Genomic DNA, 14,648 nt, shown 5'->3' with positions numbered 1-14,648 from the left:
AGACATAGTGGCGAGTCAGGGTCAGCGTTTCCGGCGTAAGGCGCTCCGCCGGGGCTACAAGGTTGACGAGGTGGACGCTTTCCTGGACCGGGTCGAGGCGACTCTCGCGGGTCAGCCCGTCGGTGCCCCGGTGGTCTCGCAGGAGGTCCACGACGTCGTCTTCCGGGTCCGCTTCAACGGCTACGACGAGTGGCAGGTCGACCTGCACCTCGACCGGGTCGAGCGGCAGCTGGCCGAGTTGGAGGAGCGCGGCGGCACGGGTGGCGTCCGGGGCAGCGACTCCGGGATGGGCCCGTCGGATCGGATGAGCCCGTCGGATCGCATGGGGCCGCCGGACCGGATGGGCCCGCCCGACCGGATGGGCCCGCCCGACCGGATGGGGCCGCCGGATCGGATGGGGCCGCCCGACCGGATGGGCCCGCCGATGCGTGACGAACGGAGCATGGCGCCGGTGCCGCAGCCGCCGATGCCGCCCCGGTCGATGCCGGCGCAGGCCGGCCCCTACGGTCGCTACGACGAACCGACCGGCGCCTTCGCCGGCGGGTACGACTCGCCGCGTGGCGGGTACGACGGACCGCGCGGTGGCGGTCCGACAGGGCCCGGTGGCCCGATGGGCCCGCCCGGTGGTCAGATGGGTCACGGCGGCCCGCCGTCGCGTGGCCTGCCCGCCGGTCCCGGTGGCTACGGCCCGCCGGAGGGGCGCGGCGGCTACGGTCCGCCGGACGGCCCGGGTGGGTACGGCTCGCCGGACTACGGTCCGCCGGACGGTCCGGGCGGATACGGTCCGCCGGAGGGCCGGGGTGGCTACGGCCCGCCGGACCAGCAGCGGTTCGACGGCTTCGAGGCGGGACGCCACGGCCGGACCGACATGACCGCGGAGATCCGGATGCCGGACCGGGAGCCGCGTCGTGGCCCACAGGGGGGCCCGCCCGGGCTTCCTCAGCAGGCGATCAGCGGCCCGTCGATGGGTGTGCCGTCGCTGGGTGGCCCGCCGGCCATGGCCGGTCCGCCGATGGCCGGACCGCCCGGGAGCGACCTCTACCGGGTGGACGAGATCCGGCGCAGCTTCCAGGTGCGTCGTTTCGGCAGCGGGTACGACCCGGACCAGGTGGACCGCTTCTTCGACACCCTGCTCGGTGGCATGGCCGGCCGGAACCCGATGCCGGTCAACCCGAAGGACCTGGACACGCTCCGGTTCGGGCTGGTGCAGGGCGGCTACTTCGAGGCCGAGGTCGACGCCGCGCTGAAGAACGTGCAGGACATCCTCTTCGGCCGCTGAGGCCCCCCGACACGACGAGGGCCCGTCCCCCGAAAGGGGCGGGCCCTCGTCGTACGTCGTGTCGACCGGACGCCTCAGGAACGCAGGCCGTTGCGCCGCAGCACCGCGTCGCCGATCACGATCAGCAGCAGGAGCGCGGCGACCCCGACCAGCCACAGGTCCTCGACCCTGCCCTCGTGGTTGCCGCAGAGCATGGCCAGCATCGCGAACGCGGTGAGGACCGCGCCGATCCGCCCGGCCTTGCGGTGCCCGGGCTTGTGCTGGTCTGGCGACGTTACCGGCTCGCTTCCCGCCACTGTCGGTCCTTCCTCGCGTTCGGATCTCCGGTTAGTCTGGCACGCCACCCGGGAGGGGACCTGCGGTGGGGCGGATACGCGGAGCCGGACGCCTGCTGTGCCGACCTCGGGACCTTCGGCCCGGCCGGGTGGGGCGGGCGACTATGGCGGCGTCGCGGGGCGGAGACCAGACTGCCTCCGGTAGCGTTCTGACGTACACCTTGATTGTCGTTTTTGAGGGGGAACTGCGGTGCGAGTGACCGGTACCGGCCACGCCAGCATGCGGATCGACACGGCTGCGGGCAGCATCCTGTGCGACCCGTGGGTCAACCCGGCCTACTTCGCCTCCTGGTTCCCGTTCCCGGACAACTCGTTGCTCGACTGGGAGACCCTCGGCGACGTCGACTACCTGTACGTCTCGCACCTGCACCGGGACCACTTCGACGCGGCCCACCTCAAGCGGTACGTGTCGAAGAAGGCCACCGTGCTGCTGCCGGAGTTCCCCACCTCGGAGATGGAGGACGAGTTCCGGGCGCTGGGCTTCACGAAGTTCCTGAAGACCCGTAACGAGGAGGTGTACGAGCTGGACGGTGGCCTGAAAATCATGATCCAGGCGCTGACCAGCCCGACCGACGGCCCGATCGGTGACTCCTCGCTCTGGGTGGAGTACGACGGCGTCCGGCTGCTCAACCAGAACGACGCCCGCCCCACCGACCTGAGCACCTTCGCCGAGCTGGGGCACGTGCACGCACACCTGCTCCAGTTCTCCGGCGCGATCTGGTACCCGATGGTGTACGAGCTGCCGCAGTCGGCGAAGACCGCGTTCGGCAAGCAGAAGCGGGACCGGCAGTTCGACCGCACCTGGCGCTACATCGACGACCTCAAGGCCGACCACGTCTTCCCGATCGCCGGCCCGCCGTGCTTCCTCGACGACGAGCTGTGGCAGTTCAACGACATCTTCGGTGACGAGGGCAACATCTTCCCCGACCAGTCGGTCTTCCTGAGCGAGTACGCCAAGGTGGGCGGCACCAACGGCATCGTGCTGCTGCCCGGCAGCGTCTCCGAGGTGACCACCGAGGGTGCGACCACCACCCACCCGGTGCCGGTCGAGGAGTTCTTCGCCGGCAAGGTCGCGCACCTGGAGGAGATGCGCGAGCGCAAGCGGCCGGTGATCGAGGCGGAGAAGGCGTCCTGGCGGCACCCCGAGGTGGACGTGCTCAAGGAGATGAAGCGCCGGATCGAGCCGCTGCTGGACGAGTCGATCTATCTCGCCAAGGGTGTCGGCGGCCCGGTCCGCTTCGACCTGGTGGGCTACGACGGCGAGAGCATCGAGTCGATCGTGGTCGACTTCCCCGGCAAGCAGGTCCGGCCGTACGCGGACGAGAAGGTGCGCTACCGGTTCCGCACCGAGCGGGCGCTGGTCGAGCACCTGCTGCACATCGGTGAGGTGGACTGGGTCAACTCGCTCTTCCTCTCCTGTCGTTTCTCGGCCGCCCGGATCGGCCAGTACAACGAGTTCGTGTACGCCTTCTTCAAGTGCCTCTCCACCGAGCGCCTCCAGTACGCCGAGGGCTGGTACGACGAGCACGAGCGGGCGGTGGACGCCGAGGACATCACCCTGGGTGACTGGGTGGTGCAGCGGCGCTGCCCGCACCTGAAGGCCGACCTGAGCCGGTTCGGCATCGTCGAGGGCGACCAGCTCACCTGCCAACTGCACGGCTGGCGTTTCGACCTGCCGAGTGGCCGTTGCCTGACGAGCGTCGGGCACAAGGTCCGCGCCCACCGGGTCGGCGAGGAGACCCCGGAGAGCGTCCAGCCCGCAAGCTGACCGATGTAAGGAAGGGTCCCCTGCTATACACGAGGCGTTAGCAGGGGACCCTTCCTTACACACCTCAGACCGGCGGCCGGGCGGCGTAACTGCCGAATTGCGACGATGACTACGATTCCGGGATGCAACCGTCCTCCGGCGTCATCGTGCCCGAATCCGCGCTCGGCTCAACGATCTCCGCGTACCGCACCTGTGAGCTGGCGACGCTCGCCAAGGACGGGACACCGGTCGCCTGGCCGACGTCCGGGCTGCTCCGTCCGGACGGCACCATCCTGCTCACCACCTCGTTGGGCTATCCGCAGAAGGCGTTCAACGTGCGCCGCGACGGCCGGGTGGCGCTGCTCTTCTCCGACCCGACGGCCAGTGGGCTGACCGAACCCGAGCAGATCCTGGTACGCGGCACCGCGCACTGCCCGGACGAGGTGCACACCGAGCCGACCGGGGATCTGGCCGAATTCTGGACCCGGATGTTCCAGCGTCAGCCGAACTGCCGCAAGTACCTCGACTGGCCGGCGACCATGTTCACCGACTTCTACTTCATGCGGCTGCTGATCACCGTCACCCCGACCGAGGTGACCACCCGCCCGCTGCCGAGCACCGAAGCCGGTCGTCCGCTGTCGAGCACTCACGTCGGCGAGGCGTCGGCCGAGGACGGGGACGGGGACGGGGCGCTGATCGGGGCCGAGGTGCTGGCGGCGTACCCGAGTGTGGTGCTGGCGGCCCGCGACGCTGCCGGCGCACCGCTGCTGGTGCGTACCACCGCGACCGCCGGGGCCGACGGCTACCGGGTGGTGGTGCCGGACGGGGTGGACCCGGTCGAGGGCACCGCGTCCCTGCTGGTCCATCGGCACGACGCACAGTTGTGGAACCTGCACAACGCCAACGTGCGCGGTGAACTGGTCCGCGGCGCCGACGGCTGGACGCTGCGACCCCGGAGACTGATCGAGCCCGCCGCCCGGCACCGGGCCCGGATGACGGATTCGCTGCGCACGGTGCGTACCACCCGGGCCGCGACCCGTCGTTACCTGGAGCGGCGAGGCTGGCAACGGCCCAGCGTCCCGTGGGCGGCGTACCGCGCGCTGCGCCCCACGGACTGAGCCTGAGTGTGAGGAAGGGCCCCCTGCTATACACCAGGCGTTAGTAGGGTGCCCTTCCTTGCTCAGCGGCCCAGGTCGGCGAGGATGCGCTGAGCGGCGTTGTGGCCGGCGGCCCCGATCACGCTGCCCGCAGGGTGACAGCCTGCACTTCCCGCGTACACCCCGTCGACACCGGTCGCGTACGGCATCCGGTCGGTGAACGAGACGGTGTTGTCGACGTGGTGGATGTGCCCGCCGGTGATGCCGAAGTGCGCCTCGATGCCGGGCGGCGGCAGCGGCACCGCGTCGGCGATCAGGTCCCCGGTGCCGGGGGCGTACCGTTCGCAGATCTCCACCAGCCGTGCCACGTACCCGGGCAGCGCCGCGTCCCAGGTGGTGTCGGCCAGGTCGTACGGCACGGACTGCACGAACAGCGCCGACGAGTGGTGCCCGTCGGGGTCGGCCAGGGACGGGTCGACGGTGGTGTGCAGATACCACTCGATGGTCGGCTCCTGCGGCAGCCGCCCGGCCTGCACGTCGGCCCACATCGCGCGCAGCGCCGCCATCGGCGACTCGCCCCCGCCACCGGCCAGCGACGCCGATCCGGGCAACAGGTGGATGGTGGACCCGAACGGACTGGGCGCGTCCGGCGGCAGGCAGGAGAAGCGGGGCAGATCGCGCAGCGCCAGGTTGAGCTTGAGCGTGGTGCCGGTGCGTCGGACCGCCGTCATCCGCTCGCCGAGGGCGACCGGCAACGCGCCGTCGGGCAGCAGCGCCATCAGCCGGTACGGGTCGCAGGCGCCCAACACCACCTCGGCGTCGACCTGCCGCCCGTCGGCCAGGACGACACCGGAGGCGGCACCGCCGTCGAGCGTGATCGCGGTGACCGGGGTGCCGGTGACGATTCGGGCGCCGGAGGCCCGTGCCGCGTCGGCGAAGGTCCGCGAGACGGTGCCCATCCCACCTTCGGCGATCATCCAGGTGCCGTCCGAGCCGGGCAGCCGACACATGTTGTGCACCAGGAAGTTGTGCCCGGTGCCCGGGTCGTCCGGTCCGGCGTTGAGCCCGGACAGGCCGTCGGTGACCGCGTACATGCTGACCAGCAGCTCGGACTGGAACTCGAAGCGGGCCAGGTAGTCGGCGACCGAGCCGCGTACCAGGTCGACGAAGACCTGGCGCAGTTCCGGCCGGACGTAGCGGTCGGCGGTGTCCTCGGCGGGCAGCGGCTCAGCCAGCCAGGCCGGGGCGAGGTCGGTGCGCAGGGCGGCGAGCTCCGCCTGCAACGCGTCGTCGGCGGCCACGTCGGCGGGGGAGAAGCACTCGGCGAGCTGGGCCCGGGTGGCGGCGGCGTCGGTGCCGAAGAGGAGGTACGGCGACCCGACGCCGCCCGGGGTGGGCAGGAAGTAGTGCGGGTCCCGGCGGCGCACCGGGATACGGACGTCGAGCGCGGCCAGCAACTCCGGCGGCATCAGCCCGAGCAGGTAGGACCCGGTGGAGTGGCGCAGCCCGGGCACCTTGGGGAAGGGGTTCTCGGTGCGGGTGGCGCCGCCGATCACCTCGGCGGCCTCCAACACCAGCACGTCCAGACCGGCCCGGGACAGCAGGATGGCGGAGACCAACCCGTTGTGTCCGGAACCGACGACCACCACGTCCGCGCGACCCGGAACCTCATCCCTCATCCCCGCACCCTAACCCGTCCGTACCTGGTCCGGGCCGAGTCGATCATGCTGCCGGCGACACCTCGGTGCGGGTGGCGCGGCGGGTACGCCAGTCGGCCAGCGCCAGGGTGGCGGAGTAGCCGGCCAGCACGATCACGTGGAAGAGATAGAGCCAGAGCAGCACGGCCACGGCGGCACCGACCTCGACCAGGCCGCCGAAGGGCACGCCCAGGTCGAGCGGGAGCGATGCGAACAGCACGAACCCGTGCAGGAAGCCGGAGAGGTTGGCGGCGGTGAACGACCCGACCGCCAGCGTGGAGAGCCAGTCCGGCGAGGCCGGACCGACCACCCGGAAGACCCACAGCAGCACCGGGGTGAGCACCAGCCAGACCGCCAGGAAGGACAGCACCACGCCGAGCGCCCCCGCCCAGCCGCCCCGCCGCACCAACTCGGTGGTGGTCGGCAGCGCCAGCAGGATCGCCAGCAGCAGGGCCGGAGCCGGGGCGAGCAGCGGCAGCAGCAACAGCCGGCCCCGCCAGCCGACCAGGTGCTCGTCGGTGCGGGGTGCGGCGACCGAGACGAACGCCCGGCGCAGCCCCTCGCCGTAGAGCGATGCGGGCAGCAGCGCGGCCAGCGCCAGCCACGGTGTGAGACCCACTCCGGCGTCGACCAGGGCGGCCACCGCGTGGGGTGCGCCGATGGCGTCCGGCAGGGTCTCCACGGCGTACGAGGTGAGCCGGCGTACCCGGTCGCCTCCGGCGAGCAGCGAGGTGAGCCAGATCGCCAGCAGCGCCACCGGCACCACCGCGATACCCCCGTAGAAGGTGATCGCGGCGGCATGCAGGGACAGGTCCCGTCCGCGTACCGGGCGGAAGGCGGCCCGGGTGATCCGTCTGGTTCGTCGCCACGCACCGCCCATCCCGCTTCTCTTCCCCCTCGCGGCTGCGCCCACGCCTGGTGTCGCCGGCAGCACACCCAACGCGCGGCGGTCGGCGTCGTTACGATCGGCGGCCATGACCGTGGATGTGACCGAGCGCCTGCTGTTGCGCGAGTGGCGGGACACGCCGGACGAGCTGAGCCGGCTCTACGACCTCTACTCCCGCGAGGACGTGATGCGCTGGCTGGGCGGGGGAGCGGGACGACTGACCGAGCCCGACCAGGCGGCCCCCCGGCTCGCCGCCTGGCGGGAGCGGTACGCCCCGTACGACGGCCGGTACGGCCTCTGGGCGATCGAGGTCCGCCGGACCGGGGTGGTGGCGGGCAGCGTACTGCTCAAGCCGTTGCCCGGGGCCGACGGCCTGACGCCGACCGACGACATCGAGGTCGGCTGGCACCTGCACCCCGACTCCTGGGGACGCGGCTACGCCACCGAGGCGGCCCGGGCGGTGCTGGCCCGCGAGTTCGCCGTCGGCACCGAGCGGGTGTACGCCGTGGTGCTGCCGGGCAACGAGCGGTCCACGGCGGTCTGCCGCCGGCTCGGCATGACCCACCTGGGCCGGCGCACCGACTGGTACGGCGGCACCGAGGTCGAGACGTTCGAGTCGACCCGCCCCGAGCTATCGACGTAGGACTGTCGCCGCTGGTAGAACAGCCAATCATCACGGTGCCGGCGATCACGAGTCCCGGCATCCCACCTCCCTCGAGACGAGGTACGTGCGTGGCTGTTCGACGACCACTCATGGCACTGCTCGCCGCAGTGCTCCTCTTCGGACCGGCGCCCGCCGCCGTGGCGGCCCCGGCCGCCCCGGATCCCGACGGCGCGACGGTCTCCGCACCTCGCGGCCAGTCCGACACCGACCTGCCGTTCACCGTCGGGTCACCGCAGCGGCAGGCCCGTTCCGCCGAGGCACTCGGCCGGCAACCCGCGCCGCCGGTCCCGTCGGCGAAACTGCCCGGCAAACCGCGCAACGACGTGATCCAGGACGTGCCGGTGGAGCTGACCGACGCGTCCATCCCGCTCAACCTCATCCCGTACCACGACATCCCGGCCGCGCTGCGGGCGTTGCAGCGCAGCGACCGGATCAGCGTCGAGGTGATCGGGCAGTCCGTGCTCGGCCGTGACCTGCACCTGGTGGTGGCCACCGCGCCGATGTCCGACGCCGCCTGGAAGAGTTGGCAGAAACTCTCCGACCTGCGGTTCAGCGACCCGGTCGCGGCGCGGGCCACGCAGGTGGCCGGCGGCTACGACACCTGGCGTACGCCGCTGTTCGTGAACAACAACATCCACGGCAACGAGTGGGAGGGCACCGACGCCAGCCTCCAGGTCCTCCAGGAGTTGGCCTTCTCCACCGACCCCGAGGTCGTCGGGATGCTCGACCGCCACGTGATCGCCTTCGTGGTGACCAGCAACCCGGACGGCCGGGTCGCGGCGACCCGGGCCAACGCCAACGGTTTCGACATGAACCGTGACTTCATCACCGCGTCGCAACCCGAGGTCCGCGCCGTGCGCGCGCAACTCGTCCGCTACAGCCCGCTGACCATGCTGGACATCCACGGGTACGTCTCCTGCACGCTGATCGAGCCGACCACCGGCCCGCACGGCGACAACTACGAGTACGACCTCTACATCCGGCACGCGCTGCGCAACGCGCTCGCCATGGAGCAGGCCGTCCTCGCCACCGGCGAGACCCGGGCCTCGTGCGCGGACGGCAACGGAGGTCGGCGTGCCGACATCCCGTTCCGCGACCGGGCCCAGGGCTGGGACGACTGGCCGCCTATCTTCACGCCGATGTACTCGATGTACCACGGCAGCATCGGGCACACCATCGAGGTGCCGCTCAACCCGCGCGGCAACCTGACCGAGGCGGAGCGGCACGAACGTACCCGGATCAACACCGCGGTGGCCCGGGCGTCGATCGAGGGCAACCTGCGGTATGCCACCGAGAACCGGTCGGCGCTGCTGGCCAACCAGCTCGAATGGTTCCGGCGTGGGACCGCCGGGGAGCCGACCCGACCCATCGACGACCCGCTCGCCCTCTCCCTGGCCCGGGGCGGCAACGCCAAGACGCACCCGCAGGGCTTCCCCCGCGCGTACGTGATCCCGGCCGGCGCCGGTCAGCGCAGCGAGACCGCGGCGGCCCGGCTGGTGCAGTTCATGCTGGACAACGACATCGTGGTGCACCGTGCCGCGCGACCGTTCACGCTGGACGGCACGCGCCACGAGGCCGGCGCGTACGTCGTCGACCTGCGGCAGGCCAAGCGTGGCCTGGTCAACGCCCTGCTCGACGTCGGGCGGGACGTGACGAACGACTTCGACGCGATGTACGACATCTCGGCGTGGAGCCACGGTCAACTCTGGGGCGCGACCGTGCGGCGGGTGACCCGGAACGTCACGCTCGACGACAAGGTGCTGCGTCCGGTGACCGAGGCCCGTGCCACCGGTTCGGTCGCACCGGGCAACCGCACGCAGTACGCGCTGGTCGTCGATTCGGTCGCCGGTATCCAGGCGGTCAACCGGCTCCTCGACGACGGGGTGACGCTGGGACGTACCCCCGACGGGACGTTCGTGGTCTCGGCCCGCGCCGCCGTGGTGCGCCCGATCGCCGAGGCGTACGGCGTCGACTTCACCAAGATCACGCCGCCGCGGGCGCGTACCGCCGTGCCGGTGTCCCGGGTCCGGCTCGGGGTCGCGGCCAACGCCGGTGAGATCCACGCGTTGCGGCAGATGGGCTTCGCGCCGATCTCGGTGACGCACACCGCGTTCAACAGCGGGACGCTCTCCTTCGCCGACTTCGACGCGCTGTTCGTCTCCACCACCACCTTCAACCCGCTCGGCCTGGACGCCACCCGCAGTGCGGAGTTCAGCCGGTGGCTGGCCGACGGCGGGACCGTGGTGGGCCGGGGCAGCAGCGGAAAGCTGTTCAACGACCGCGCCGGACTCCTCGACGTCACCATCGCGGCGGGCCGCAGCGACGCCAACGGCATCGTCGCGGTGCACAACGATCCGGCCTCACCGATCACCGGTAACGCGCTGCCGACCGCGTTCGTCGACGCGCCGCAGTACTTCACCCGGGTCGGCGACGGCGTACGCGTCGACCAACGCCTGGCCGCCGAGGGCTTCTTCCTCGCCGGACACTGGGCTGGACAGGAGGCCGCCGCCGGTCACGCCGTGGTGGTCAGCGGCGTGGCGCAGGGCGCGACCGTGACCCTGTTCGGCACCGAACCGCTGTTTCGGGCCCACCCCGAGGGCCTCTACCCCCAGGTCGCCAACGCTCTCTGGCAGTGACCTGACCGACGCGCGCCCCGGCCGGTGCCACCCGCCCCGGCCGGGGCGATCGCGTCGCACTGTCACCGGTCGCCGTTACGATCGCGGACCATGGCGATCCTCTCCACGCCCCGGCTGCTGTTGCGCGACTGGACCGACGAACCCGTGGACCTGACCCGACTCTTCGACATCTATTCCCGCCCGGAGATCGCCCGATGGCTCGGCGCCACGTCCGGCCTGCCGCTGACCGACCCGGCACAGGCCGCCGACCGCCTCGCTTCGTGGCGGCGACGGCACGCCGACCACGGTGACCGGTACGGCACCTGGGCGATCGAGGTCCGCGACACCGGCGTGGTCGTCGGCACCGCCATGCTCAAACCGCTGCCCGGCCGCGACGAGAAGATCCTGACCGACGACATCGAGGTGGGCTGGCACCTGCACCCGGACGCCTGGGGCAACGGGTACGCCACCGAGGCCGCCGAGGCGTTGCTCGACCGGGAGTTCGCCACCGGCACACCCCTCGTCCACGCCGTCGTCGCGCCCGGCAACACCGCCTCGACGGCCGTTGCCCGTCGCCTCGGCATGACCCACGTAGGCCGACGCACCGACTGGTACGGCGGCGAGGAACTGGAAACCTTCGTCCGGCACCGGTTCGCCTGACATGCATCCCGACCCTGCTCTGGCCACCGTCGAGGTGCACACGGTCGCCGAGGCCGAACGCGTCCAGCAGGAGTTGTGCCGACACCTCGACCTGACCGGCGGCCCGGCGACCTCGCCGAGGCTGGTGGCCGGAGTCGACGTCTCCTACGACAAGACTTCCACCCGGATCGTCGCTGCCGCCGTGCTCGTCGACCTGACCACCGGCGTCGAGGTGGAGACCGTCGTCGTCCCCGGCGAGGTGACGTTCCCGTACGTCCCCGGGCTGCTGGCCTTCCGCGAGGTGCCGATCCTGCTCACGACGTTGGGCAGGCTCACCCGCCGCCCCGACACCGTGGTCTGCGACGGGTACGGCCTCACCCACCCACGGCGGTTCGGGCTGGCCTGCCACCTGGGCGTGGTCACCGGCCTGCCCACCTTCGGCGTGGCCAAGACCCCGTTCGTCGGCACGTACGCCGAGCCGGGCCCACGCCGGGGCGACCGGTCGGCGCTGCGCGACGGCGACGAGGTGCTCGGCCACGCCCTGCGTACGCAGACCGGCGTCAAGCCGGTCTTCGTCTCCGTCGGCCACCGCACCGACCTGGACCGGGTGACCGCGTTGACGCTGACGCTGAGTCCGCGCTACCGCCTCCCGGACGTGATCCGTCGCGCCGATTTCCTGTCCCGCGAAGCCCTCCGCCAGGACACGTCCGGTGCGTAGCCGCGATCGGACCATTGCTCAGCGGCGAACGATGGCGAGGCGGCGGAGGCCGACCGACGCTGCACCCGTCGATCATGGAGTTGGGGTTGCGGCAAATAGGTGCAAAAGGTGCAATCCGCAAGCCATTACTCCATGATCGACGGGTCGCCACAACTTCACGAGCCGCTGATCGCCGGGCTCGCCTGAGGTGTGGCGGGGTGGGTGGATCGGCTGTCGCTCCAGCGACAACAGATCTACCCACCGTCTCTTCACCGGTGGGGTCTCCTCGCAGCCGGTCGGGCGGTGAGCGTTGTCGGCGCGGTCTCTCGCGTCGGACGGTCGAGCGCCGATCATCGGTGCTCGGACGGTCTGTGTGATGGCGTGCCGTGCGGGCTGGCCGGTCCGAACGGTGCGAGCGGCGGCGAAGCACCCCGGGTGCATGTGTTAGCAAGGGACCCCTGCTTTACCGGAGGCGTTAGCAAGGTGCCCTTCCTTGCACCGAGGGGGCGTGGGGAACAATGGCGGCGTGACATCCCCCCGCGATCTTGTGTTGTTGGGTTGTACCGGGTCGATCGGTACCCAGGCCATCGACATCGTGCGGCGAAATCCTGACCGCTTCCGGGTGGTGGCGCTCGGCGCCGGTGGCGGCAACGTCGCGCTGCTCGCCGCCCAGGCCCTCGAACTCGGTGTCGAGGCGGTGGGGGTGGCGAAGGCGTCCGCCGCGCAGGACCTCCAGCTCGCGTTCTATGCCGAGGCGAGCCGACGGGGCTGGACCAGCGGCGACTTCAAGCTGCCCAAGATCGTGGCCGGGCCGGACGCGATGAGCGAGCTAGCGCAGTGGCCGTGCGACGTCGTGCTCAACGGGGTGGTGGGGTCGCTGGGGCTCGCGCCGACGCTGGCCGCGCTGCGCGCCGGGCGTACGCTCGCGCTGGCCAACAAGGAGTCCCTGGTCGCCGGCGGCTCGCTGGTCAAGGCGGCGGTGACGCGGCCGGAGCAGATCGTGCCGGTGGACTCGGAGCACTCGGCGCTGGCGCAGTGTCTGCGCGGCGGCAGCCGGGGTGAGGTGCGGCGGCTGGTGGTCACCGCCAGTGGCGGGCCGTTCCGGGGGAGGCGGCGCGACGAGTTGACGGCGGTGACGCCGGAGCAGGCGCTGGCGCACCCGACCTGGAACATGGGACCGGTGGTCACGATCAACTCGGCGACCATGGTCAACAAGGCGCTGGAGGTGATCGAGGCGCACGAGCTGTTCGACGTGCCGTACGCCGACATCACCGTGATGGTGCACCCGCAGTCGGTGATCCACTCGATGGTCGAGTTCGTGGACGGCTCGACGCTGGCCCAGGCCAGTCCGCCGGACATGCGGCTGCCGATCGCGTTGGGTCTGGGCTGGCCGGACCGGGTGGCCGACGCCGCCGCGGCCGTCGACTGGACCACGGCCCACACCTGGGAGTTCGCGCCGCTGGACGACGAGGCGTTCCCGGCGGTGGCGCTGGCCAAGGCAGCCGGCGAGGCGGGCCGCTGCCGACCGGCGATCTACAACGCGGCCAACGAGGAGTGCGTCGCGGCGTTCGTCGCCGGGCGACTGCCGTTCCTCGGCATCGTGGACACGCTGCATCGGGTGTTGGAGGACGCTCCCGATTTCGACGAACCGGGTACCGTCGAGGACGTACTCGAAGCCGAGTCGTGGGCGCGCGGGCACGCGCAGGAGATCATCGCTGCGGCGGTGGAAGGAGCTTGATGTCGTTCGCGTTCGGGGTGGTGCTGTTCGCCCTCGGCATCCTCATCTCGGTGAGCCTGCACGAGGCCGGGCACATGGTCACCGCCAAGGCCTTCGGGATGAAGGTCACCCGCTACTTCGTCGGTTTCGGCCCCACCATCTTCTCCTTCAAGAGGGGCGAGACCGAGTACGGCCTCAAGGGCATCCCGCTCGGCGGCTTCTGCAAAATCGTCGGCATGACGCCGCAGGACGACGACGTCGAGCCCGGTGACGAGAAGCGCGTGATGTGGCGCTACCCGGTGTGGAAGCGCACGATCGTGATGTCCGCCGGCTCGATCACCCACTTCGGGTTGGCGATCTTCGCGGCCTGGCTGGCGGCGATGACGTTCGGCCTGCCCAACCCCAACTTCCCGAGCACCGAGGAGCAGATCCGCGCCGAGCCGGCGGTGATCGCGATCCAGGAGTGCGTCCTGCCGGACACCACCTACCGGGTCTGCGAGGCCGGTGACGCGCCGAGCCCGGCCGGCGCGGGCGGTTTGCAGAACGGCGACCGGATCACCTCGATCAACGGCACCCCGATCACCAGCTACGGCGACCTGCTGACCACCCTGCGGACCACCACGCCGGGCAGCACCGCCACCCTCGGGTACGTCCGCGACGGTCAGCCCGGCACCGCCGAGACCACCCTGGCCACCACCAAGCGCCCGCCGATCGACGACCCGAACGGGCCGGTTACCGAGGTCTCCGCGCTCGGCGTGGGCCTGGTCGTCTCGACTCCCGGCCTGGTCTCCCACGGCCCGATCGACGCGATCGGTGCGACCAGCACCTTCATCGGTGACATGGCCGTCGCCACCGCGCAGGCGTTGCAGCGGCTCCCGGAGAAGATCCCCGCCCTCTGGACCGCCATCACCGGCGGCGAGCGGGACATGGACACCCCGATCAGCGTGGTCGGCGCCAGCATCCTCGGTGGCGAGGCGGTCGCCAACGACGCCTGGGAACTGTTCATCATGCTGTTCATCTCGTTGAACTTCTTCATCGGGGTGTTCAATCTGCTGCCGCTGCTGCCACTGGACGGTGGGCACATCGCCATCGCCTGGTTCGAACGCGTCCGATCCTGGGTGTACGCGCTGCTGCGCAAGCCCGACCCGGGCCGCGTCGACTACTTCAAACTGATGCCCGTCACGTACGCGGTGATCCTGATCGGTGGCGCGTTCACGCTGCTCACGATCACCGCGGACGTCGTCAACCCGATCTCGATCTTCTCAAGGTGAGTGC

At 71.1% G+C, this 14,648-nt stretch carries 12 protein-coding genes; 9 read left to right on the top strand and 3 right to left on the bottom strand.

What is annotated here, in order from left to right; genetic code table 11:
* The first annotated feature begins 7 nt into the window (after positions 1 to 7).
* Positions 8 to 1,279, top strand: a complete 1,272-nt coding sequence (locus tag ACIBMZ_RS07355; RefSeq protein WP_396691705.1) for a DivIVA domain-containing protein — start codon at positions 8 to 10, stop codon at positions 1,277 to 1,279.
* 74 nt (positions 1,280 to 1,353) lie between these two features.
* On the opposite strand, the gene ACIBMZ_RS07350 is transcribed toward ACIBMZ_RS07355, so the two are convergent.
* A complete protein-coding gene (locus ACIBMZ_RS07350; protein WP_350693698.1) occupies positions 1,354 to 1,575 on the bottom strand; it encodes a DUF2631 domain-containing protein in 222 nt (73 codons plus the stop codon).
* Positions 1,576 to 1,804: 229 nt separating this feature from the next.
* On the opposite strand from ACIBMZ_RS07350, the gene ACIBMZ_RS07345 reads away from it, so the two are divergent.
* Entirely contained in the window at positions 1,805 to 3,382 is a 1,578-nt protein-coding gene (locus ACIBMZ_RS07345) for a Rieske 2Fe-2S domain-containing protein (protein ID WP_396691704.1), read from the top strand.
* Between the two features lie 122 nt (positions 3,383 to 3,504).
* Positions 3,505 to 4,479, top strand: a complete 975-nt coding sequence (locus ACIBMZ_RS07340) for a pyridoxamine 5'-phosphate oxidase family protein (protein WP_396691703.1) — start codon at positions 3,505 to 3,507, stop codon at positions 4,477 to 4,479.
* A 62-nt stretch (positions 4,480 to 4,541) separates the two neighbouring features.
* On the opposite strand, the gene ACIBMZ_RS07335 is transcribed toward ACIBMZ_RS07340, so the two are convergent.
* Both ACIBMZ_RS07335 and ACIBMZ_RS07330 read right to left on the bottom strand, forming a co-directional pair.
* Positions 4,542 to 6,137, bottom strand: a complete 1,596-nt coding sequence (locus ACIBMZ_RS07335) for a phytoene desaturase family protein (protein ID WP_396691702.1) — start codon at positions 6,135 to 6,137, stop codon at positions 4,542 to 4,544.
* A 43-nt stretch (positions 6,138 to 6,180) separates the two neighbouring features.
* Positions 6,181 to 7,035 carry a YhjD/YihY/BrkB family envelope integrity protein gene (locus tag ACIBMZ_RS07330; protein ID WP_396691701.1) on the bottom strand — a complete coding sequence of 285 codons (855 nt, stop codon included), beginning with the start codon at positions 7,033 to 7,035 and terminating at the stop codon, positions 6,181 to 6,183.
* A 94-nt stretch (positions 7,036 to 7,129) separates the two neighbouring features.
* Between ACIBMZ_RS07330 and ACIBMZ_RS07325 the strand changes: the two genes are divergently transcribed.
* The 6 genes from ACIBMZ_RS07325 (at position 7,130) to ACIBMZ_RS07300 (ending at position 14,644) form a co-directional block, all read left to right on the top strand.
* On the top strand, positions 7,130 to 7,684 hold the full coding sequence (locus tag ACIBMZ_RS07325) for a GNAT family N-acetyltransferase (RefSeq protein WP_396691700.1): 555 nt from the start codon (positions 7,130 to 7,132) through the stop codon (positions 7,682 to 7,684).
* 89 nt (positions 7,685 to 7,773) lie between these two features.
* The gene (locus ACIBMZ_RS07320) at positions 7,774 to 10,341 is read left to right on the top strand and encodes a M14 family metallopeptidase (protein ID WP_396691699.1); all 2,568 of its coding nucleotides are present in this window, start codon (positions 7,774 to 7,776) and stop codon (positions 10,339 to 10,341) included.
* Positions 10,342 to 10,431: 90 nt separating this feature from the next.
* A complete protein-coding gene (locus tag ACIBMZ_RS07315; protein ID WP_396691698.1) occupies positions 10,432 to 10,980 on the top strand; it encodes a GNAT family N-acetyltransferase in 549 nt (182 codons plus the stop codon).
* 1 nt (position 10,981) lies between these two features.
* Positions 10,982 to 11,677, top strand: a complete 696-nt coding sequence (locus ACIBMZ_RS07310) for an endonuclease V (RefSeq protein ID WP_396691697.1) — start codon at positions 10,982 to 10,984, stop codon at positions 11,675 to 11,677.
* Between the two features lie 505 nt (positions 11,678 to 12,182).
* A complete protein-coding gene (dxr, locus tag ACIBMZ_RS07305; RefSeq protein WP_396691696.1) occupies positions 12,183 to 13,394 on the top strand; it encodes a 1-deoxy-D-xylulose-5-phosphate reductoisomerase in 1,212 nt (403 codons plus the stop codon).
* Entirely contained in the window at positions 13,394 to 14,644 is a 1,251-nt protein-coding gene (locus ACIBMZ_RS07300) for a M50 family metallopeptidase (RefSeq protein ID WP_396691695.1), read from the top strand. The genes dxr and ACIBMZ_RS07300 overlap by 1 nt, the downstream gene beginning before the upstream one ends.
* Positions 14,645 to 14,648: the final 4 nt, after the last annotated feature.

This window comes from Micromonospora sp. NPDC049900 (assembly GCF_044461025.1).
GTDB lineage: Bacteria > Actinomycetota > Actinomycetes > Mycobacteriales > Micromonosporaceae > Micromonospora.
The sequence above is the reverse complement of the archived record's forward strand: the minus strand, read 5'-3'. Positions and strand labels throughout refer to the sequence as shown.

Bases quoted from the DNA above. Each gene is read 5' to 3' on its own strand.
- ACIBMZ_RS07330 (WP_396691701.1), bottom strand. From the start codon at position 7,035: ATGGGCGGTGCGTGGCGACGAACCAGACGGATCACCCGGGCCGCCTTC.
- ACIBMZ_RS07325 (WP_396691700.1), top strand. From the start codon at position 7,130: ATGACCGTGGATGTGACCGAGCGCCTGCTGTTGCGCGAGTGGCGGGAC.
- ACIBMZ_RS07310 (WP_396691697.1), top strand. From the start codon at position 10,982: ATGCATCCCGACCCTGCTCTGGCCACCGTCGAGGTGCACACGGTCGCC.
- ACIBMZ_RS07340 (WP_396691703.1), top strand. From the start codon at position 3,505: ATGCAACCGTCCTCCGGCGTCATCGTGCCCGAATCCGCGCTCGGCTCA.
- ACIBMZ_RS07315 (WP_396691698.1), top strand. From the start codon at position 10,432: ATGGCGATCCTCTCCACGCCCCGGCTGCTGTTGCGCGACTGGACCGAC.
- ACIBMZ_RS07300 (WP_396691695.1), top strand. From the start codon at position 13,394: ATGTCGTTCGCGTTCGGGGTGGTGCTGTTCGCCCTCGGCATCCTCATC.
- ACIBMZ_RS07335 (WP_396691702.1), bottom strand. From the start codon at position 6,137: ATGAGGGATGAGGTTCCGGGTCGCGCGGACGTGGTGGTCGTCGGTTCC.